18 protein-coding genes and 1 pseudogene are annotated in these 21470 nt (G+C 56.6%); 9 read left to right on the forward strand and 10 right to left on the reverse strand.

The genetic code is table 11. From position 1 onward, the window contains the following. Positions 1-106: 106 nt before the first annotated feature. From paaX to DBY73_RS04115, 4 genes are all read left to right on the forward strand, one after another. Positions 107-1042, forward strand: coding sequence for a phenylacetic acid degradation operon negative regulatory protein PaaX (gene paaX / locus DBY73_RS04100; protein WP_112009931.1), 936 nt, complete (start codon positions 107-109; stop codon positions 1040-1042). Between the two features lie 9 nt (positions 1043-1051). Further along, a complete protein-coding gene (gene paaY, locus DBY73_RS04105) occupies positions 1052-1648 on the forward strand; it encodes a phenylacetic acid degradation protein PaaY (protein WP_112009932.1) in 597 nt (198 codons plus the stop codon). A gap of 158 nt (positions 1649-1806) precedes the next feature. Beyond that, complete coding sequence (locus DBY73_RS04110) at positions 1807-2256, forward strand: hypothetical protein (RefSeq protein WP_146745742.1); 450 nt, start codon at positions 1807-1809, stop codon at positions 2254-2256. Positions 2257-2309: 53 nt separating this feature from the next. Next, positions 2310-3500, forward strand: a complete 1191-nt coding sequence (locus tag DBY73_RS04115) for a phospholipase D family protein (RefSeq protein WP_112009934.1) — start codon at positions 2310-2312, stop codon at positions 3498-3500. A gap of 75 nt (positions 3501-3575) precedes the next feature. On the opposite strand, the gene DBY73_RS04120 is transcribed toward DBY73_RS04115, so the two are convergent. Together DBY73_RS04120 and DBY73_RS04125 are read right to left on the reverse strand one after the other, a co-directional pair. Beyond that, a complete protein-coding gene (locus tag DBY73_RS04120; RefSeq protein WP_112009935.1) occupies positions 3576-4355 on the reverse strand; it encodes a hypothetical protein in 780 nt (259 codons plus the stop codon). A gap of 1 nt (position 4356) precedes the next feature. Then, positions 4357-4554: a hypothetical protein gene (locus tag DBY73_RS04125; RefSeq protein WP_112009936.1), complete on the reverse strand. Its 198-nt coding sequence runs from the start codon at positions 4552-4554 to the stop codon at positions 4357-4359. Positions 4555-4701: 147 nt separating this feature from the next. Here DBY73_RS04125 and DBY73_RS04130 point away from each other — a divergent pair, with 147 nt between their 5' ends. Beyond that, positions 4702-5241: a DUF2058 domain-containing protein gene (locus DBY73_RS04130; protein ID WP_112009937.1), complete on the forward strand. Its 540-nt coding sequence runs from the start codon at positions 4702-4704 to the stop codon at positions 5239-5241. Between the two features lie 7 nt (positions 5242-5248). Here the strand turns inward: DBY73_RS04130 and DBY73_RS04135 are convergent, their stop codons facing one another. Both DBY73_RS04135 and azoR read right to left on the reverse strand, forming a co-directional pair. Next, the gene (locus tag DBY73_RS04135) at positions 5249-5935 is read right to left on the reverse strand and encodes an RluA family pseudouridine synthase (RefSeq protein WP_112009938.1); all 687 of its coding nucleotides are present in this window, start codon (positions 5933-5935) and stop codon (positions 5249-5251) included. A gap of 89 nt (positions 5936-6024) precedes the next feature. Continuing rightward, on the reverse strand, positions 6025-6630 hold the full coding sequence (gene azoR, locus DBY73_RS04140; RefSeq protein WP_112009939.1) for an FMN-dependent NADH-azoreductase: 606 nt from the start codon (positions 6628-6630) through the stop codon (positions 6025-6027). 203 nt (positions 6631-6833) lie between these two features. Between azoR and hrpA the strand changes: the two genes are divergently transcribed. Continuing rightward, positions 6834-10736, forward strand: coding sequence for an ATP-dependent RNA helicase HrpA (gene hrpA, locus DBY73_RS04145; RefSeq protein WP_112009940.1), 3903 nt, complete (start codon positions 6834-6836; stop codon positions 10734-10736). 85 nt (positions 10737-10821) lie between these two features. Here the strand turns inward: hrpA and DBY73_RS04150 are convergent, their stop codons facing one another. The 4 genes and pseudogenes from DBY73_RS04150 to DBY73_RS04165 all read right to left on the reverse strand — a co-directional run bounded on the left by DBY73_RS04150 (position 10822) and on the right by DBY73_RS04165 (position 16209). After that, a complete protein-coding gene (locus DBY73_RS04150) occupies positions 10822-12201 on the reverse strand; it encodes an efflux transporter outer membrane subunit (RefSeq protein WP_112009941.1) in 1380 nt (459 codons plus the stop codon). Further along, positions 12198-13280: an HlyD family secretion protein gene (locus tag DBY73_RS04155; RefSeq protein WP_112009942.1), complete on the reverse strand. Its 1083-nt coding sequence runs from the start codon at positions 13278-13280 to the stop codon at positions 12198-12200. The genes DBY73_RS04150 and DBY73_RS04155 overlap by 4 nt, the downstream gene beginning before the upstream one ends. Positions 13281-13313: 33 nt before the next feature. Continuing rightward, entirely contained in the window at positions 13314-14960 is a 1647-nt protein-coding gene (locus DBY73_RS04160) for an MFS transporter (RefSeq protein ID WP_112010154.1), read from the reverse strand. Positions 14961-15121: 161 nt separating this feature from the next. Further along, positions 15122-16209: pseudogene (locus DBY73_RS04165) on the reverse strand (MFS transporter). 201 nt (positions 16210-16410) lie between these two features. Between DBY73_RS04165 and DBY73_RS04170 the strand changes: the two are divergent. After that, positions 16411-17205 (forward strand): YdcF family protein, encoded by a 795-nt coding sequence (locus DBY73_RS04170; RefSeq protein WP_112009943.1) that lies wholly within the window; start codon positions 16411-16413, stop codon positions 17203-17205. A 66-nt stretch (positions 17206-17271) separates the two neighbouring features. Here DBY73_RS04170 and DBY73_RS04175 read toward each other — a convergent pair whose 3' ends face one another. Together DBY73_RS04175 and gap are read right to left on the reverse strand one after the other, a co-directional pair. Then, a complete protein-coding gene (locus DBY73_RS04175; RefSeq protein ID WP_112009944.1) occupies positions 17272-17934 on the reverse strand; it encodes a DUF1120 domain-containing protein in 663 nt (220 codons plus the stop codon). A gap of 647 nt (positions 17935-18581) precedes the next feature. Further along, a complete protein-coding gene (gap, locus tag DBY73_RS04180; protein ID WP_112009945.1) occupies positions 18582-19583 on the reverse strand; it encodes a type I glyceraldehyde-3-phosphate dehydrogenase in 1002 nt (333 codons plus the stop codon). 432 nt (positions 19584-20015) lie between these two features. Between gap and DBY73_RS04185 the strand changes: the two genes are divergently transcribed. Together DBY73_RS04185 and cybB are read left to right on the forward strand one after the other, a co-directional pair. Next, positions 20016-20576 (forward strand): LuxR C-terminal-related transcriptional regulator, encoded by a 561-nt coding sequence (locus tag DBY73_RS04185; protein WP_112009946.1) that lies wholly within the window; start codon positions 20016-20018, stop codon positions 20574-20576. 324 nt (positions 20577-20900) lie between these two features. Beyond that, the gene (cybB, locus tag DBY73_RS04190; RefSeq protein ID WP_112009947.1) at positions 20901-21431 is read left to right on the forward strand and encodes a cytochrome b561; all 531 of its coding nucleotides are present in this window, start codon (positions 20901-20903) and stop codon (positions 21429-21431) included. Positions 21432-21470: the final 39 nt, after the last annotated feature.

Consider the following 21470-nt stretch of genomic DNA (forward strand, 5'->3'; position numbering starts at 1 on the left):
GGGAGAAGGGACCGCTCGGTGCCGTCTTTTTCCCTCGCCCCTTTGGGGAGAGGGTCAGGGTGAGGGGATTATGCTATGATTCATCCACACCAAAAAACACAGCAGAATGAATCACATGAATAAACTCGACGCCTTTATCCAGCACGCGGTCAGCGCCGTTCCCGTCAGCGGTACGTCGCTTATCTCCTCGTTATACGGCGATGCGCTTTCCCACCGCGGCGGCGAGATTTGGCTCGGCAGCCTGGCGGCGCTGCTTGAGGGCATGGGATTCGGCGAGCGCTTCGTGCGCACCGCGCTGTTTCGCCTGAACAAAGAGGGCTGGCTGGACGTTTCCCGCGTCGGCCGCCGCAGCTTTTACCGCCTGAGCGACAAGGGCCTTCGCCTGACGCGCCGCGCGGAGAGCAAAATCTACCGCGCGGAGCTGCCCGCCTGGGACGGCAAGTGGCTGCTGCTGCTTTCCGAAGGGCTGGACAAAGCCAAGCTAGCGGACGTCAAAAAGCAGCTGACCTGGCAAGGGTTTGGCACGCTGGCACCGAGCCTGATGGCCTCGCCGTCGCAGCATCTGGCGGACGTGCAGTCGCTGCTCCACGACGCGGGCGTGGCGGAAAACGTGATTTTCTTCGAAGCGCATTCTCCGCTGGCGCTCTCCCGCGCCGCGCTGCGCGCGCGGGTCGAAGAGTGCTGGCGGCTGACCGAACAAAACGCGATGTACGAAACGTTTATCGACTCCTTCCGGCCGCTGCTGCCGCTGCTGAAAGAGGCCGCGCCGGACGACCTCACGCCGGAGCGCTGTTTCCAGATCCAGCTGCTGCTGATTCATTTCTATCGCCGCGTGGTGCTTAAAGATCCGCTCCTGCCGGAGGAGCTACTCCCCGCGCACTGGGCGGGGCAAAGCGCGCGGCAGCTCTGTATCAACATCTACCAGCGCGTGGCGCCGGGGGCGCTGGCATTTGTCAGCGAAAAAGGAGAAACCTCGGTGGGCGAACTGCCCGCACCCGGCACGCTTTACTACCAGCGCTTTGGTGGCCTTAATTTCATATAAGGAGACGCTATGCCTGTTTACCAAATTGACGGCCTGACCCCGGTCGTGCCCGACGAAAGCTACGTTCACCCCACGGCGGTGCTGATTGGCGACGTGATCCTGGGCAAGGGCGTGTACGTTGGCCCGAACGCCAGCCTGCGCGGGGATTTTGGCCGCATCGTGGTGAAGGACGGGGCCAACATTCAGGATAACTGCGTAATGCACGGCTTTCCGGAGCAGGACACCGTGGTCGAAGAGGACGGGCACATTGGCCACAGCGCGATCCTCCACGGCTGCATTATTCGCCGCAACGCGCTGGTCGGCATGAACGCGGTGGTGATGGACGGGGCGGTGATTGGCGAAAACAGCATCGTCGGCGCGGCGGCGTTCGTGAAGGCCAAAGCCGAAATGCCCGCCAACCACCTGATCATCGGCAGCCCGGCGAAGGCGATCCGCACCCTGAGCGAGCAGGAGATCGCCTGGAAGCAGCAGGGCACCCGCGAGTATCAGGTGCTGGTGGAGCGCTGCAAGCTGACGATGCACCAGGTCGAGCCGCTGCGCGAGGAAGAGCCGGGGCGCAAGCGGCTGGTCTTTGATGAGAACTTGCGGCCGAAGTCGGCGGGGTGAAAATTACCACATCGTATAGGGTGCGTACAGTTGAGGTATTTTCACAATCAAATCCGGATTTATTTTTAGCATTTTAAAGTGAATTCATTGTCATTTAATTCATATTTTTTTAAGATCTAATACCTGAATATGCGCTTAAGAAGTTTTGGATAAATGTAATGAAAATCTCTCGAAGTGTCGGCGTCATGCTTATTGCTGGAGCACAGTTAGGGATGTGCTTTTCGGTTCAGGCTGGGCTTTTTAGCAAACCCATCGATCTTTCAAAGCCCTTTGTTTGTAAAGACATCTCTCCAACACCGATGAGAATCACTGAAAAAGGGCTCATCATAGGAGGCATAGTTTATCCGTTGTACAACCCTAACGCAGCATCCACCCCAACGATGACAAATTCGATTTTCCGTAGTAAGGACAACCTGGAAGAGATTGACATTGTACAATATGCGAGCGATGGCGAAATTAGCGTGAGTTACATGAAATTTTATAGCGATCCCGACCAATTCATGGATGAAGCATTAATCGAAAAAAATAAAATATTCGAGAAGGCCAGTTTCGCCGTGGACAACCCCAATCCTTATTTCCATTCCAAAAACCAGGGTTGTCATCAGTAGCATTTCTCATCAAGGCCGTATTGAGCTGCACAACTTTGCTAAAAAGGAAGCCAGTGAAAATTATCACATCTCCATTCGAAATTGATCTCGCTCTCGTAAAACTCATGCGTAAATACGCAAAATATCATATTGCGACAGCGTGGGCTTCGATGGGCTCAAAAGCGTCATTTGCTCTGCTGAAAAATAAACACAAAATAGTCAAAATGATCGTCGGGACGCATTTTTACCAAACGCATCCTAATTTCATCGATGCCTTTTCAAGTGGTTGTAATGTAAGATTTATACTGAAGACCGATGGCGTTTTTCATCCAAAGCTGTATCTTTTCTCGAACGAGAATGGGGAATGGGAATGTCTGGTAGGAAGCGCCAATTTCACTGCGTCCGCGCTGACAAAAAATCATGAAATGATGACCCACTTTAAGAGCAACGAGCCCGGAGCAGATACGGCCTTAGCGGATATTTTGCAAGCGATTGATCTCTATTGGTCGGAAGCGAGTAAGATGACTTGCCGGGAAATTTCCAATTATAAAAACATATGGAATAAAAACAGGCAAAAGTTAGATGCCTTGAAAGGTGTCTACGGCGAAACCAAAAATAAACGGAGTATATTGAGCTCTGAGATATTCTCACTCACGTGGGATGAGTACTATAAAAGAATTTCCGATGATGAGTTAAATTCCTTTCAGGGCAGGCTTGATGTACTCGACACGGTTCAGAAGTATTTTACGGAGAATTCATCCTTCTCGGCGTTGAGTGACCTGCAGCGTAAACAAGTTGCGGGGGTAATTAATGGCGTAGACATTAACTGGAAATGGTTTGGCAGCATGGTCGGAGCCGGCTACTTTAAAAATGTGATTAACACTAATAATCCCTATCTTTCTGAAGCGCTGGATCAAATACCCTTAACGGGTATTGTTATCGAGGCTGATTATAAAAAGTATGTGAGATTGTTTAGGCTCGCATTCCCCGAGGGCGGGGCAGCCATTGCGACTATGACCAGGATGCTGGCCATGAAGCGTCCAGATTATTTTGTTTGTTTAGACAGTCAGAACCGACGCGCATTATGTAATGATTTTTCCATAGCAATGAATGTAACGCCAGAAAACTACTGGCAAAATATTATTTTGCGCATAACGGATTCAGTCTGGTGGTCTTCACCTTTACCCGACAGTTTTTCCGAAGCACAGGCATGGAAAGGCCGCGCGGCGATGATCGATTCACTATTTTATCAGGGCCTGCCGTAAAGATATTAATCAGACTTACTTCCGCCCATTTCTATCATGGGCGGGCTATGGTGCGTTAAGCCGCAGCGTTCTGCTTCAGCCAGCATCAGACGATCGTTCCTCCCGACCCACCAGCGCCAGCGCGCTTGCGCTGGCCGGGTCAAACAGCGACAGGCTCTCGATGTGGCTCAGCATAATGACTTTTCTAAATGCCATGGCGCTTCGGGGTTCTGAATCCAGCGTGATGCCGTGCGCGTCATACCAGGCGCTGTAGTTATTCTCGATGCGCATGCTCATCGTTTTGACGTCGCGGTAGCCGCTCAGCATCGGGATCAGGACGATATTCGCCGTTTTTTCATATTCCAGGGTGGCGGTATGGATCATGCCGATATAGATCCTGCGCGATTTCAGCGTCACCTGCGCGAGCTCGCCTTCCTCCATGCACTGGTAGAGCAGCTGTTCGATACCGCTCGACTGCGCGAGGCGCTGGTAGAGCTTTTTTCTGCCGCTTCCGTCCAGCCGCGCGCTTCCGGCCCAGTTCGAGCGGTAAAGACAAAACAGAATGGTGAAAGCCAGCATCAGGACTACGGGCGCCTGAATGCCTAAAAAGCTCCAGTTCATAAACTCCATTTGCCAGTTGGCGTAGCGTTCGGAGCTGAAATGGAAGGTGTTATCGGCAGCGGACAGCGCGAGCAGAAGCAGCCACAGCAGCCCCGTCGCGATCACGCCCTGCAGCACGAAAATGCAGCCGTACAGCGCGACAAGAAAATAGACGTCCCAGCCGAAAGAACGCTTGATTTTGAAGCGGGTCGAGAGGTCGCGGCTGGTGTACCAGTATCCGCACACCATTAGCACCATAAAGATCGCCGTTCCCATGTCACGCCCTCTTCAGTGCGTTAACGTGGCGAAGGAAGTCTTCACGCACCTCGTTGCTTTTGAAATTTACGGACGCGTTCCCGTCCTGGTCGATGATAATTCGGTCGCCGTCCTCGACGGCCTCAATGATTTCCTGCTGGCTCATGACCTGCAGCAGGGACTCGGGGCTGGAAAATATCGACATAAACAGGCGTTTCATCGCGCGGTTTCCTTATCAATGAAAAGGATAAGCCTGGTCGACAGGTGAAGATATTTCATTCAGGTTAAGCCGAAAAGTTCGGAATGTTTCAGCGATTACCCATAACGGGTATAATCCCGCCAAATTTCCAACCGGTTTACAACGAACATGTCAAAACTCACCTTACAAGAGCAGATGCTGAAAGCGGGCTTAGTGACCAGCAAGAAAGTGGCTAAAGTCCAGCGCACGGCGAAGAAATCCCGCGTGCAGGCCCGCGAGGCCAGAGAAGCGGTAGAAGAGAACAAAAAGGCGCAGCTTGAGCGCGACAGGCAGCTGAGCGAGCAGCACAAGCAGGCGGTGCTGGCGAAAGAGTTTAAGGCTCAGGTTAAGCAGCTGATCGAGATGAACCGCATCACCGTGTCGAAGGGCAATATTACCTTTAACTTCACCGACGGTAATCTTATCAAGAAAATTGAGGTGGATAAGCTGACGCAAACCCAGCTGATAAACGGCCGCCTGGCGATTGCGCGCCTGGTGGTTAACGCCAGCGGCGACTGCGAATACGCGATTATCCCGGCGGTGGTGGCGGATAAAATTGCCCAGCGCGATGCCGACAGCATCGTTCTGAACAGCGCGCTGAGTGATGAGGCTCAGGATGAAGACGATCCGTACGCAGACTTCAAAATTCCGGACGATTTGATGTGGTAAGCCGGGCTTAAAACGGCGCGGCGTGGCGGGCGTTAACCGCCTCTCCGCTCACCGGATGAACAAAGTCCAGCCCGCTGGCGTGTAGCATTAACCGCGGTGCGTCGGCGGAGCCGGGATAGGTTAACCCGCCGTACAGATCGCAGCCCAGAATAGGGTGGCCCAGCTCCCGGCAGTGAATGCGCAGCTGGTGGGTGCGCCCGGTTTCCGGGGTTAGCAACACCCTCGTTAGCGCTAACCCCGTCTCCTGATAAACACGTTCGATTACCCGATAGCGGGAGCGCGCGGGCTTGCCGTTAACCGCGCTAATCGACATCAGCGGAAACAGTGCCGGATCTTTCGCAATCGGCGCGTCGATACTCCCTTCATCCTCTTTCACATGCCCGCAAAGCAGGGCGGTGTAGACTTTCTCCACGCCGCGCTCGCTGAACTGGCGGCACAGCGCCGCGTTGATCGCCTTGTTGCGCGCCACCACCATCAGCCCGGAGGTGCCAAAATCAAGACGATGCACCAGCGTACAGCCGGGGAAGGTCTGCACCAGGCGAAAGTGAACGGAGTCGAGGTTTTGCGGGTTTTTGCCTGACAGGCTGAGCAATCCGGAAGGCTTGTTAATCAGCACCAGATGGTCGTCCTGATACAGCGTTTCTATTGCCTCGCGGCACGGCGGAGCAATAAAGGTATCGATAATCACTGACATCAGGCAGCCCGGCGGAAGAGTGGGTGCGCATGATAGCGAAAGGTGGGGAAAAGAAAAACCCTCTCACCGGGCGGTGAGAGGGGGAAATCTTACGCTGCGACCAGGCTGTCGATAGCCGCTTTCGCATCGTTTTGCGCTTTGGTCGCCACTTCCGGACCGTAGGCAATACCCTCTGCGAACACGAAGTTCACGTCGGTCAGGCCGATGAAGCCCAGGAACACGCTCAGGTACGGGGTGACCAGGTCGGTTGGGGTATCTTTGTGAATGCCGCCGCGGCTGGTCAGCACGATAGCGCGCTTGCCCTTCACCAGGCCTTCCGGACCGTTTTCGGTATAGCGGAAGGTGACGCCGGCGCGAGCGACCAGGTCAAAGTAGTTCTTCAGCTGGGTGGAGATGTTGAAGTTGTACATTGGCGCGTTGATGACGATAACGTCGTGCGCCTGCAGCTCGGCGATCAGCTCGTCGGAGAGCGCCAGCGCTTCCTGCTGACGCGGGCTCAGCGGCGCATCGCTTGGGCGCAGCGCGCCAACCAGCTCGCCGTCCAGCACGGGAATCGGGTTTGCTGCCAGGTCACGCACGGTGATTTCGTCAGCAGGATGCTGTTCGCGCCACTGTTCAATGAAGTAGTCAGAAAGCTGACCAGACTGAGAGTAACCTGCCAGAATGCTGGATTTCAGAACTAATACTTTGCTCATGGGTGATTCCTGTATTTATTTGATTGAAGGGGGATGCCCCGTTGCTTGTTGACACTTTATTCACAATCCTGCCACAGGGATAGCGCAATATATCGAAGCCTATGTTCGAAATTTTTGAATAAGGCGTGAAAAGCGCGGGTGTGGTACTCTATACCAATCATTAAAAAGAGATTTTATCCGGCAGTGCACTGCCCGTTAACGCTATGACAGAACTCCAAACGCTCACCTTCCCGATGCTCATGCAGCGGCTTGATTCCCTGATGCTGCGCGACAAACAGCGGTTTGCCCGTCGTCTGCACGGCGTGAAGAAGGTTAAAAATCCTGATGCACAACAGGCCATTTACCAGGAGATGGCGAAAGAGATTGACCAGGCGGCAGGGAAAGTTGTGCTGCGCGAAGCCGCGCGCCCGGCGATTACCTATCCGGAAAACCTGCCCGTCAGCCAGAAAAAACAGGACATTCTCAACGCCGTGCGCGATCACCAGGTGGTGATTGTCGCGGGGGAAACCGGGTCCGGTAAAACCACCCAGCTGCCAAAAATCTGCATGGAGCTGGGGCGCGGGGTGAAAGGGCTGATTGGCCACACGCAGCCGCGTCGTCTGGCGGCGCGCACCGTGGCGAACCGCATTGCCGAAGAGCTGCAAACGGAGCCGGGCGGCTGCATCGGCTACAAGGTGCGCTTCAGCGATCGCGTCAGCGACAACACCATGGTCAAGCTGATGACCGACGGCATCCTGCTGGCGGAAATTCAGCAGGACAGGCTGCTGATGCAGTACGACACCATCATTATTGATGAAGCGCACGAGCGCAGCCTGAATATCGATTTCCTGCTCGGCTACCTGAAAGAGCTGCTGCCGCGCCGTCCTGACCTGAAGATCATCATCACCTCCGCGACCATCGATCCGGAACGTTTCTCAAAGCATTTCAACAACGCGCCGATTATTGAAGTCTCCGGCCGTACCTTTCCGGTGGAAGTGCGCTATCGCCCGATTGTCGAAGAGGCGGACGATACCGAGCGCGACCAGCTGCAGGCCATCTTCGATGCCGTTGACGAGCTCGGCAGGGAGAGCGCGGGCGACATTCTGATCTTCATGAGCGGCGAGCGCGAAATCCGCGATACCGCCGACGCGCTGAGCAAGCGCGACCTGCGCCACACCGAGATCCTGCCGCTTTACGCGCGCCTGTCGAACAGCGAGCAGAACCGCGTGTTCCAGCCGCACGGCGGACGCCGCATCGTGCTGGCGACCAACGTGGCGGAAACCTCGCTCACCGTGCCGGGGATCAAATACGTGATCGACCCGGGCACGGCGCGCATCAGCCGCTACAGCTACCGCACCAAGGTGCAGCGCCTGCCGATTGAGCCGGTGTCGCAGGCCTCCGCCAACCAGCGTAAGGGCCGCTGCGGCCGCGTGTCGGAAGGGATCTGCATTCGCCTCTATTCTGAGGACGATTTCCTCTCGCGCCCGGCGTTTACCGACCCGGAAATTCTGCGCACCAACCTCGCGTCCGTCATTCTGCAGATGACCGCGCTGGGGCTGGGCGACATCGCCGCGTTTCCGTTCGTGGAGGCGCCGGACAAGCGCAACATCCAGGACGGCGTGCGCCTGCTGGAAGAGCTCGGCGCGATCGCCACCGACGAGCAGGCGACTGCTTACAAGCTGACGCCGCTGGGCCGCCAGCTGAGCCAGCTGCCGGTCGATCCGCGCCTGGCGCGCATGGTGCTCGAAGCGCAGAAGCACGGCTGCGTGCGCGAGGCGATGATCATCACCTCGGCGCTCTCGATTCAGGACCCGCGCGAGCGTCCGATGGACAAGCAGCAGGCCTCCGATGAGAAGCATCGCCGCTTCCACGATAAAGAGTCCGATTTCCTCGCCTTTGTGAACCTGTGGAACTACCTCGGCGAGCAGCAGAAGGCGCTCTCCTCTAACCAGTTCCGCCGCCAGTGCCGGGTGGATTTCCTCAACTACCTGCGCGTGCGCGAGTGGCAGGATATCTACACCCAGCTGCGGCAGGTGGTGAAAGAGCTGGGCATTCCGGTCAACAGCGAGCCGGCGGAGTACCGCGAAATTCACATCGCGCTGCTGACCGGGCTGCTGTCGCATATCGGCATGAAGGATGCCGACAAGCAGGAGTTTACCGGCGCGCGCAACGCCCGTTTCTCCATCTTCCCGGGTTCCGGGCTGTTCAAAAAGCCGCCGAAGTGGACGATGGTGGCCGAGCTGGTGGAAACCAGCCGCCTGTGGGGGCGCATTGCGGCCCGTATCGATCCGGAGTGGGTTGAGCCGGTTGCCCAGCACCTGCTGAAGCGTTCGTACAGCGAGCCGCACTGGGAGCGCGCGCAGGGCGCGGTGATGGCGACCGAGAAAGTGACGGTGTACGGCCTGCCGGTGGTGGCCGCGCGCAAGGTCAACTACAGCCAGATCGATCCAGCCCTCAGCCGGGAGCTGTTTATCCGCCACGCGCTGGTCGAGGGCGACTGGCAGACGCGCCACGCCTTCTTCCGCGAAAACCTGAAGCTGCGTGCGGAAGTGGAGGAGCTGGAGCACAAAACGCGCCGCCGCGACATCCTCGTGGACGACGAGACGCTGTTTGAGTTTTACGACCAGCGCATCAGCCACGACGTGGTCTCCGCGCGCCACTTTGACAGCTGGTGGAAGAAGATCGCGAAAGAGACGCCGGACCTGCTCAACTTTGAAAAGAGCATGCTGATTAAGGAGGGCGCGGAGTCGGTGAGCAAGCTCGACTACCCGAACTTCTGGCATCAGGGCAACCTCAAGCTGCGCCTGACCTACCAGTTTGAGCCGGGCGCGGACGCGGACGGCGTGACCGTCCACATTCCGCTGCCGCTGCTGAACCAGGTGGCGGAGAGCGGGTTTGAGTGGCAAATCCCCGGCCTGCGCCGCGAGCTGGTGATTGCGCTGATCAAATCGCTGCCGAAGCCGGTGCGCCGTAACTTTGTGCCTGCGCCAAACTACGCCGAGGCGTTTTTAGGCCGCGTGACGCCGCTGGAGATGCCGCTGCTGGACGCGATGGAGCGCGAGTTCCGCCGCATGACCGGCACCACCATCGACCGCGAGGACTGGCACTGGGATCAGGTGCCCGATCACCTCAAAATCACCTTCCGCGTGGTGGACGATAAAAATAAAAAGCTGCTGGAGGGCCGTTCGCTTACCGAGCTGAAGGACGCGCTGAAGGGCAAGGTACAGGAGACGCTCTCTGCGGTGGCGGATGACGGCATTGAGCAGAGCGGGCTGCACATCTGGAGCTTTGGTCAGCTTCCGGAAAGCTACGAACAGAAGCGCGGTAACTACAGGGTAAAAGCCTGGCCCGCGCTGGTGGACGAGCGCGACAGCGTGGCGATTAAGCTGTTCGACAATCCTCAGGAACAGCAGCAGATGATGTGGCGCGGGCTGCGCCGCCTGCTGCTGCTCAACATCCCGTCGCCGATCAAGTATCTGCACGAGAAGCTGCCGAACAAGGCCAAGCTGGGGCTGTACTTTAACCCGTACGGCAAGGTGCTGGACCTGATTGACGACTGCATCTCCTGCGGCGTGGACAAGCTGATTGACGAGGCGGGCGGCCCGGTTTGGACCGAGGAAGCGTTTGCGAAACTGCACGACAAGGTGCGCGCCGAGCTGAACGATACCGTGGTGGAGATTGCCAAACAGGTCGAACAGATCCTGACGGCGGTATTCAACATCAACAAGCGGCTGAAGGGGCGCGTGGACATGACCATGGCGCTTGGCCTGTCGGACGTGAAGGCGCAGATGGCGGGGCTGGTGTACCGGGGGTTTGTCACCGGCAACGGCTTCAAGCGCCTGGGCGATACGCTGCGCTACCTGCACGGAATTGAAAAACGGCTGGAAAAAATGGCCATCGATCCGCACCGCGATCGCGCTCAAATGCTGAAGGTGGAGAGCGTGCAGCAGGCGTGGCAGCAGTGGCTCAACAAGCTGCCGTCCGCCCGCCGCGACGATGAGGACGTGCAGGCGATCCGCTGGATGATCGAGGAGCTGCGCGTCAGCTTCTTCGCGCAGCAGCTCGGGACGCCGTACCCAATTTCGGATAAGCGTATTTTGCAGGCGATGGAGCAAATTTCCGGTTAAAAACAGCACCCGGTGGCGCTGCGCTTACCGGGCCTACGGAAGAATATGTAGGCCCGGTAAGGCACATCCGCCACCCGGCACGTTCTCAGGCGCTAACCCAGCCGCCGCCCAGCGCTTTATACAAATCGATCTGCGCCAGCAGCAGGTTATTTTTCACCTGCACCACGCTGGTCTGTACCGAATAGAGCGTGCGCTGCGCGTCCAGCACGTCCAGATAGGACGAGTAGCCGTTGCGGTAGCGGTTTTGCGCGATCCGCAGCGTTTCATCCGCGACATCCTGCTGCGCCAGCAGCTCGGTCAGCTGTTCCTGATAGCGCGTAATGGCGTCGAGGCTGTTGTTCACTTCAGCGAAGGCGTTGCGCACCGTTTTTTCATATCCGTAGAGCGCCTGGTTGCGCTGCGACTGGGAAATATCCACCTGCGCGTTCAGCGCCTGACGGTTGAGCAGCGGCGCGAGAATGCTGCCGCCAACGCTCCACAGCTGCAGCGGGTTGTCCAGTAGGCCCGAAAGGGTACGATCCTGCACCGATCCGGTGGCGGTCAGGTTGATCGACGGCAGCAGGCTGGCGCGGGACGCCGCGAGCGTCGCGTCTGCCGCAACCAGCTGCCGCTCCGCCTGGGCGATATCCGGGCGGCGGTTGAGCAGGGTGGACGGCAGCTGCGAGGGGATCGCGAGCGGAGTTAACGCGTCGAAATCACTTCCGCGCGTTATGTCGCCCGGATTACTGCCCAGCAGCAGGCTGAGCGCGTTCTCCTGCTGCGCAACCTGGTGCTGAATGACCGGCACCTGCGCCCGCGTGGCGCGCAGCTCGGAGTCGGACTGCATCAGCTCCAGCCGCGAGCTGTAGCCGGTTTCAAACTGACGTTTGGCCAGGTTGTACGCCTCTTCGCGGGATTTCAGCGTGGACTCGGTCACGCTGAGCTGTTCGTCCAGCGAGAGCAGGGTGACATAGCCGGAGGCCACCGCTGACGCGACGGTTAAATCCGCCGCGGCGGCCGCGGCCTTTTGTGCCTCAAGCGAGGCTTCGGCAGCGCTGGCGGTGCTGCGGTTAACGCCCCAGATATCCACGTCGTAGCTGGCTGTCAGGCTGCCTTTATACAGCGTGCCGTACGCGGGCAGCCCGGTTGCGGCTGACTGCGAGCGGGCGCGCGTGCCGGTCACGCCAGCATCCAGCGACGGAAAGAGGCTGCCGTCGGCGGCATAGACCCGCGCCTGATACTCGCTAATGCGTTCGCGCGCGATCAGCACGTCGCTGTTATTCACCAGCGCCTGGTCCACGTAGCGGTTCAGGTTGCTGTCGTGAAAATTGCGCCACCACAGCCGTTGCGCCGGGCTGGCGGGGCCCGCGGCGGCGCGCCACTGCGCGGGGATTTGCAGCGAGGGCTGGGCAGGCTTGACGTCGACCGACTGACATCCGGCGAGCGATATCGCCACCAGCGCGGCGGCCGCTGGGCGAAGGATCATGGCTTCGCCTCCCGCGTATCAATCGTCACCTGTACCGACATCCCCGGGCGCAGCAGCGCCGCGTCTTCCGGCTTGCCGAGCACCTCAATGCGCACCGGAATGCGCTGGGCGATTTTCACGAAGTTTCCCGTGGCGTTATCCGGCGTGATGGCGCTGAACTCGACCCCGGTGGCCGGGGAGATATTCTCTACGCGGCCCTCGTAGGCCCTGTCATTGAGCGCATCGACGGTAAATTTCACCGGCTGCCCGACGCGCAGGTCTGCCAGCTGCGTCTCTTTAATATTGGCGATCACCCAGTGCTGCGGCGGCACCAGCGTGGTCAGGTGCGTGCCTGCGGTGACGTAAGCGCCGAGGCGAACGGCTATTTGCCCAAGCTGGCCGTCGCGCGGGGCAACGATGCGGGTGTTTTGCAGGTCGATTTGCGCCAGCTCCAGCGCCGCTTTGGCGTTTTCGACATCCGCCTCAAGCGCGCCGCGGTTGACGATGACCGTTTGCCGATCCTGGCGCGACATCTCCAGCGTGGCGCTGGCCTGGTCGATATCGGCATTGCCCTGAGCCGCGCTGGCCAAGGCCGCGTCGCGTTCGCGAATCGAGAGCGAGCCGTCGGCGGTCAGCTCTTTCACGCGCTTCAGGTCGGCCTGGGTTTTCAGATTCTGAGCGCGGGCGTTTTTCAGCGCGGCCTCGTTTTTGGCAATCACCGCGTCGGCGCTTTTGCGCTGCTGCAGGTTGTTATTGAGCGCGGCGATTTTCATCGCCAGCTGCGCCTCGGCCTGATGCACGCGCTGGCGGTAGATGCGGTCGTCAATCTGCAACAGCAGGTCGCCCTTTTTGACCTGGGCAAAGTCCTGAACGCGCACCTCGGTGATATAGCCGTTGACCTGCGGGCTGATAAAGGTCGTTTGGCCGCGAACGTAGGCGTTGTCGGTGAACTGCACGTGGCGAGTAAACGGCGGCAGCTGCCACGCGTAGAGGATCACCAGCACCCCAACGATGCCAATGGCCGCGGCGGTGAATATCGACACAATGCGTACGTTTTTGCGCGTGTTGGCCTGCTCTCTGGCGGCATCCTGCTGACTCATATCCTCTCCCGAAAGATCGTTTATTCTTGATTTTTACTTGTCGCCAGTGGCGTGTTTTAACGCCAGACGGGCCGTTATGCGCAGGCGCAGCAAGCGCCATAAAATCCAGACCAGCGTGGCGGCCGCGATGCTGGCCGTCAGCAGATAGGTGTCGTTGTAGGCCAGAATGTTGGCCTCCAGCGCCGTCGCGGTCTGCAGCTGGGTAATCGCCTGCGTGCCGAGCAGCGCGCTGTCGCCAATCAGGCTTTTATACATTTGGGTATAGATCTGAATCCGCTCGTTCACCAACGGATTCAGCGTGGTGAGCTGGTCTGCAAGCAGGCTCGAGTGGTATTTCTCGCGCCACGTCTGGAACGTCCCCAGAATAGCCGAGCCGAGCAGGCCGCCCACGTTCTGGCTCATGCCGAACATCACCGAGAAGCTGACCAGGTTGCGCGGTTCAGCGATCACGCCGCCGATGGCCGCCAGCATCGCCGGGGCGAGGAAAAAGGCGCTGCTAAAGCCGAGCAGGAACTGGCTCACCATCAGCTGGTCCGGGCGGGTCAGGCTGGTGGACTGGCTGTCCAGCAGCGAGGCGACAATCATCAGCGCCAGCGAGGTGATAATCGGCCACGCCAGCTTCGTCGGTTTGATGGTCAGACAGCTGGTGACGATGCCGCAGACGATCCCGGCGAAAATCGACCACGCCAGGCGCGTCATCTGCTCATTCTGTAAGCCCACGTACTGTAGCCAGCCGATAACGCCGGTGTTTTGCTCCGCCAGCACGATGCGGATCAGCAGCATGATCAGCCCCAGGCGCACGATGCTGCCGCTCGACAGCCAGCGGGTGTTGAGCAGCGGGTTGCTGCGGTTGTGCTCAAAAACAATGGCAGAGACGATCAGCACTAGCGACAGCGCGAGCGCCCAGCCGATCCACGGCGCTTCAAACCACCAGTCGAGACGGCCGAGCGAGAGCACCGCGCAGAGCAGCGCCATCCCCGGTGCGAGCAGGAAGAAGGTAATAAAGTCCTTCTTTTCAAATACCTTGCGCCTGTCGCCCGGCGGCAGCTTAAGGACCATCACGCAGGCCAGCGAAATGAGCGCCAGCCCGAGCTCGAAGAAGTACAGCCCGCGCCACTCGTCGAGCTGCAGCAGCTCCGTGGAAAAGAGCCGCGCCAGCGGGATAGCCAGCGACGAGCCGGTAATGCCAATCGTCAGCGCCTTTAGGCGGTGCTTCGCGGGCCAGGCCTGAATTTGATAGTAAATACCGAGCGAGCTGAGCGCGGCGGCCACCATGCCGTGCGCGGCGCGCACCATCAGCGCCGAGCTAAGGTCGTTCACAAACAGGTGGAAGAAGGTCACCAGCACGTACAGCACCAGGAAACCTTCGGTAAACGCGCGCAGGCCGTACTGCTGCCGGAACTTCACCAGCAGCAGGTTGATGGAGACGTTGGTCATTACGTACACGGCGGGAAGCCAGGCAATCTCCGTAGACCAGGCGGCGAACGTGCCCTGCAGGTTTTGCAGGTTGGCGGCGACGACCGCGTTACCCAGCGCGCCCGTCAGGCACACCAGCAGGCCAACCACGCCATAGGCGATTCGCTTTGGGGTAGGGTGTTCCGGCGTCGAAGGTGAACCCAGCAGGGCGGGTTTTTCATGTGGCTGCCACTCGCGAGGAGCATAAGGATCGCGTTTGGGCAGGCGCATAGCGACGTTTACCTTTGGAAAAGTTGAATAGTGAGCAGGCAAATGATTCGACGATTGGCGTAAATCATAATTCAATTGAATATGATTATCATACATTAATCAAATGACGATCACACACTGAGGGCAGAGGCGGCCCGAAGCGGGCCGCCCGGAGACTAGAGCTCGTGAGGCTGTGCGAGAACCGCCGGCTGGCGCTTGACGCGTCTGGCGCAGAAGATCGCAACCAGTGAAATAACGACGGTCACCGCTAAATACCAGGCCACCGGCACCCAGTCGCCGTCGTATTTTGCCAGCAGGCCGGTGTCGATCAGCGGCGCCGTTCCGCCCGCCAGCGCCGCGCCGAGCGGGTAACCGAGCGTGATGCCCGTATAGTGGCAACCAGCGCGCCCAGCGTGACCGCCTCAAGCGCCTGCGACTTCTGGTAGGTCAGTGTCGTGGTGGCATAGCTCACCACAAAGGTCGAGAAGATATAGAAGGGCGCGGTTTCGACAACCTTCAGCCCTGCGGCAATCAGCACCTCGCGCCAGTGGTGTTTCAGCGTATCGCGCAGCGGCGCTTTTGCCACCTGACCGGATTTTTTGACCTTCTGAAAGTCCGGCGTTTCGTCGATATCGTTACGTATCCACAGTCCGAGCAGCACCAGCACCGCACTCAGCAGGAAGGGAATGCGCCAGCCCCAGGAGAGGAAATCCTCTTCGCTAAATAGCGTCATCAGCGACAAGATAAAGGTTGCCATCAGCATACCGATGGTGACGCCCGCCTGAGGAATGCTGCCAAAAAAGCCTTTGCGCTTCTCGGGAGCGTATTCGTAGGCCAGCAGCAGCGCGCCGCCCCATTTACCCCCGATGCCCATTCCCTGAATAATGCGCATCAGGATCAGCAGGGCCGGTGCCCACATTCCAATCATGTCATAGGTAGGCAGCAGGCCGATTGCCACGGTTGCACCTCCCATCAGTGAGAGAGTGAGTATCAGCGTTTTTTTACGCCCGATGCGGTCCCCGATGTGGGCGAAGAGCACGCCCCCTATGGGGCGGATGAAGAACGTTAGCGAGAAAGAGAGATAGGAGAGAATGAGCCCGATAACCGGATCGACCATCGGAAAGAAAATCTTGTTGAACACCAGCGCGGCGGCCGTGCCGTAGAGAAAATAGTCAAACCATTCAATGGCGCTGCCGGTCAGGCTGGCAATAAGCACCTTTTTGTTTTTTCGCAATACCGTCGCTGTACCTTCATGTTGCGTCATGAGTAAACCTCGCCCCGTTAATGATAGACGCGGTGTCACCTGGCGCGCTTCAGGTGCAACCCAATTGTTTTTGGATGTTTCTGGTTATTTCAGAAAAGTGACAAAAACAGGCCGAACCAGCGGCGCTGGCTTTCAGAGAGATCCTCTTTTCAGATCGTAAGAGTGCGGTACGCTGGGCTTCACTGCCGTAAGGAGGTAACCATGATACCTACAATGTTTCCTGTTCTGCCTGAAAACACGCTTCGCGCCGTTAACACCGTAGGGCGCTGGCTGGCGGAAGATGCCTGGCAACCCGGCCAGCCGGTTGACCTGGTAATTCTGGCGGGCAACGCGGTGATCCCGACGATAGACGCGGCATGCAGCATCGCGGCTGCTCAGGAGAAGCCGCTGCTGATAAGCGGTGGCATTGGGCACTCCACGACGTTTTTATACGCGGCGGTTGCGCGCCATCCCCGATATAACACCATCCCGACCACGGGGCGCGCTGAAGCTGCCGTTCTGGCAGATATCGCGCGCAAATTCTGGCAGATTCCCGAGGAGCGTATTCTTGTGGAGGATCGGTCCACCAACTGCGGCGAGAATGCTCGCTTTAGCCGGGAGATGATGCGTCATCATTATCCTGGCGCGCAGAGGGTATTGGTGGTTCAGGACCCGACGATGCAGCGCCGGACCATGGCGACGTTCGCCCGCGTCTGTCGGGACGAGGCTGCTGCGCCGCAGTGGATAAGCCATCCTGGCGTGACGCCGGTGGTGGAAAATAGCAACGATGGGCTGGTGTTCCCGGGCGGCAGCGACGGGCTGTGGCCGGTGGAGCGTTATTTATCGCTGGTGCTGGGGGAGCTTCCGCGTTTAAGGGACGACCTCGGGGGATACGGTCCGGCAGGGCGTGATTTTATTGACCACGTCGAGATCCCTGAGGACGTTGAGCGTGCGTGGAACGTTCTGCGTGACGACGCCATTCTCACCGACGCGCTGGTCAGCCGTTCGCTGATATGACAGACGCAAAAATAACGGGCCATCGCTGGCCCGTTATGAACAGGTAAAACTAATCGCGTCTAACTATTACAGGTAAACCAGAGTCAGGGTTGCCTGTCCGTCCAGCTGGGTATCGTCAGTGATTGCCAGCGTTGCGGTGTCACGAATGACCAGGTTAGAGTTGAAGTTAAAGGTAGCATTGGTAACTGCCAGCGGTTCCCTGGTAGAGGTAGCCGCGAACGCCATAGTGTTGAATGCATCACTACGTGGAACGCTGGTTTTACCCCATGCAGTTTGGCTCCAGTCACCGTTAACACCGATTGAGTCAACGCTGTTACCATCTGCAGTCACGTCAGACATCCACAGACCGTAGTTACCAATTTTTACACCGCCAGTTGTTTTACCAACACCGTAGGTGTAATACTTATCCGTCACGGCCTTAGTGGTGTTAACATCAACCGGCAGCTGTGCGTTGCTGTCCATACGGTCATCGCTGATGGTAAAGCCCACTTTGGTTGGAGCAGTACAGGTGATGGTTACTGGCAGCTGTTTCTGGCCCAGCACGTTGTTTGCAGTTGCGCTCAGGTTGCCCAGTGCGATACGACCGTAGTCAATCACACCGCCGTTGCTCATGTCTGCAGAGCACGCTGCGTTAGTCAGCACGCCTTTTACTTTCAGAACGGCAGTTTCACCGGCAAAAGCTGAAGTTGTGCATAACGCGATAGCTGTAGCGAGAATTACCTTTTTCATCCTTGATCCTTTCATAGTGTATTTAAGTGCAACAAAGTGTGTCATAATGTATTACCGGTTAAGATTAATATCATTCAACCTCTCCCGGCGGCAGGAATAATATCGTATTTGATATTTATGAAAACTTATTAAAAATAAAAATCTATTTTAGTAAAATTTAGGTTTTGCTCTGCATTATGAATCTTCAATCGGCTATAAATTTAATGAATGTTTTAAAACAGACATTTTAGAAAGTGAATTATAATTTCTGGATAATAAAATAAACAATAAAATCAATGTGTTAGATGGCGCCCGGGCCGATGGTGAAATAGGGGGTTTAGTGAGGTAGGAGCATGGGGAGGAATTTGTCACCCTTAAAAAATATTATTCGCGGGATGTAAAGCATTTTTGGATACGAAATTATTCCTGGAGCAGATTATTTAATATGTCATTGTGATGAAAAAATGCACAGAAAAATGAATTTGGGATTGGATAGAATACGTCCGCGGCACATTTATTACGTTATTCAAAAGCGATAACGACGTTCCCGCTGGCAATGCTAACGATCGGGGAATAAACAGGGCAGGAAATGAACGGTTCGTCGCGCATTCCTCTGCCCGGGTTGACTTCAGTCTTAGGGATTTCCCCCTCAGGCGAGGGGGGATTGCCTATAACGCAGCATATTTATCCAGGGTTCGCACCAGCTGCGTTACGAAGCCATATTCGTTGTCGTACCAGGCCACGGTTTTGACCAGCTGAAGGTCGCCCGCTTCGCCGATCTCCGTTTGCGTGGCGTCAAACACCGAGCCAAAGTGTGAGCCGATGACGTCCGAAGAGACGATCTCCTCATCGGTGTAGCCGAACGACTCATTTCCGTCGGTCGCTTTTTTCAGCGCGGCGTGTATCTCATCTACCGTTACCTTTTTATCCAGAATCGCTACCAGCTCGGTTACGGAACCGGTTTTGACCGGCACGCGCTGAGCGTGGCCTTTCAGCTTGCCGCTCAGGGCCGGGATCACCAGACCAATGGCTTTTGCCGCCCCGGTAGTGTGGGGAATGATGTTTTCCGCAGCGGCGCGGGATGCGCGCAGGTCTTTACCGCGCGGGCCGTCCACCAGCGCCTGGGTACCGGTGTAGGCGTGGATCGTCGTCATGGTGCCAACCTGAATGCCGAACGCGTCGTTCAGGGCTTTGGCCAGCGGCGCGAGGCAGTTGGTGGTGCAGGAGGCGACGGAGACAATGGTGTCGTTTGCGTCGAGCGTGTCGTCGTTAACGTTGAAGACGATGGTTTTCATTTCTCCCGCCGGGGCTGAGATCAGCACCTTTTTGGCTCCGGCATCAAGATGCGCGCGGGACTTCTCTTCAGAAGTGTAAAAACCGGTGCATTCCACAACGATGTCGACGCCCGCTGCTTTCCACGGGATATGTTTGGCCTCTTTTTCGGCATAGACCGAAATCGTTTTGCCGTCGACGATTAGCGCGTCCTCGGTGAAATCCACGCTCCACGGAAAGCCGCCGTAGTTTGAGTCATGCTTAAGCAGATAGGCCAGAACCTTCGGGGAAGTGAGATCGTTGATCGCGATCACGGCGTTGCCGTCCTGGGTTTCGAGAAGACGACGCAGGACAAGGCGCCCGATGCGTCCAAAGCCGTTAATGCCAATGTTGCTCATTATATACTCCTGGTGAAGTGTCAGTATGACAGGGTGAACCTATCCAGGCTTAGACCATGACGGGGAGGGGGGCAAGTCAGAGGGACATCATCACCGGGCATCAAAACGGTCCGCGCGCATTTCACCGCGGTAGCGTAAAAAAAGAAGGGCATCAATATGTTGTATTGCGTAATGTGCGGTTTTAACGGATGGGTATTTCGCGCGGAAGTATATTAGTGGACCGATAGTAGTCTTAAAAAGTACAGATAAAGCTTTAGATTAGTGAGCGGGATTCCGTTAAATTTATTTCGTGGTGAATGCGGCTAAGCGCACGCGGAACAGTTAAGTTTCTCTCTACAGTCCCAATATTATTTCCGGCGATAGGTTGACTGGATATCGTCATCGGGAGGCACCCGACACCACATCCAAATTTCAACACGATGGCGCGAAACGATGTCTATAATTATTACGCATAACGCATTTTTACGCGAAGCATTAAAATGGGTGTTAGAGCACTCTTTCACAACGCGTGAAATCTGTCTGATAGACCTGGAAGGCTGTTCATGCCTGCAGAACCTGATGTGCGAGCTGGAAAAACACGAACTGTCCAGCGACGCGGAATTTTATTTCTTAGGCAGCAGAGGTATTTATTCCGAGCTGCTGGCAAAGTTTGATGTGATAAGCAGTCATTCTTCAATAAATGACGTTTTAAATCAGTTATCCAACAAGCGCGGGATAGGCATGACGGATTTGGTCGAGCATGTTTACGCATGCCGCACGCTTAAAGATCTGACGAAGTCGCAGCTAAGAACCTGTATTATGCGGCGCTATAAATCTAATGCGTCTATCGCACAAACGCTAAGGGTATCTACAAAAACCGTCGACTCTACCTTATATACCGCGATGCAGAGACTGGGATTAAGTTCGGTGACTAACCTTCAGCGCTATATCTCATGTGAATTTAGTGGTTTCGAGCTTGACTGGTTATTATTACGTCATGGCGTATGGTTTTAAACCAGTTGAACCGAATATAGCCCGTTTCAGCACGGACAGCTAAATTTATCCAAGAATGTCCTTATATTATCGGCGGCACTGGCCTCGTCGCCATTGGACGGCGGTAAGTTGGAATTATCCGCGAGGTCAGGCTATATTTTCTGGATTCATCGAACCTATATCTCGACTATACGGTCGATCGCTGCCTAACACCCGTTCCCTGTCACCGCAGGGTCACATCTGCGGGTGTTTTTTTATTCCTGAGATTTACCGCAAAACAGTTAATGAAAATTTAAGGAAAGGTCGTTATGTTGAGGCAGGTAACGTCATTTTTCAGGAAAATTTATGCGCACGAAATATACAGGTCTGCAAATTAGCATCCACTGGCTGGTGTTTTTGTTAGTCATCGTGGCCTATTGCGCCATGGAGTTCAGGGGATTTTTCCCGCGAAGCGACCGGCCGTTAATCAACATGATCCACGTATCCTGCGGAATTTCTATTCTGGTGCTGATGGCGGCACGCCTGCTGATTCGCCTTAAATTCCCTGCGCCTCCTATCCAGCCGAAGCCAAAAGCGATGATCACCGGGCTGTCGCACCTGGGACACCTGGTCGTTTATCTGCTGTTTATCGCGCTGCCGCTGATCGGTATTGTGATGATGTATAACCGCGGCAGCGACTGGTTTGCCTTCGGCCTGACGATGCCGCATGCGGCAGAGGGGAATTTTGACCTGGTCGACATGCTGAAAGCGTGGCACGTCACGCTGGCAAATCTGGGCTATTTCGTCATTGGCCTGCACGCGTTTGCCGCGCTGATGCACCACTACTACTGGAAAGACAATACTTTGCTGCGCATGATGCCGAAGAAGCGCCAGTAGCTGAACGTGCCCTGCAACCCGCAGGGCATTTTTTTAGCG

Source organism: Enterobacter sp. RIT418 (genome assembly GCF_003057745.1).
In the GTDB taxonomy this organism is placed as follows: Bacteria; Pseudomonadota; Gammaproteobacteria; order Enterobacterales; family Enterobacteriaceae; genus Enterobacter.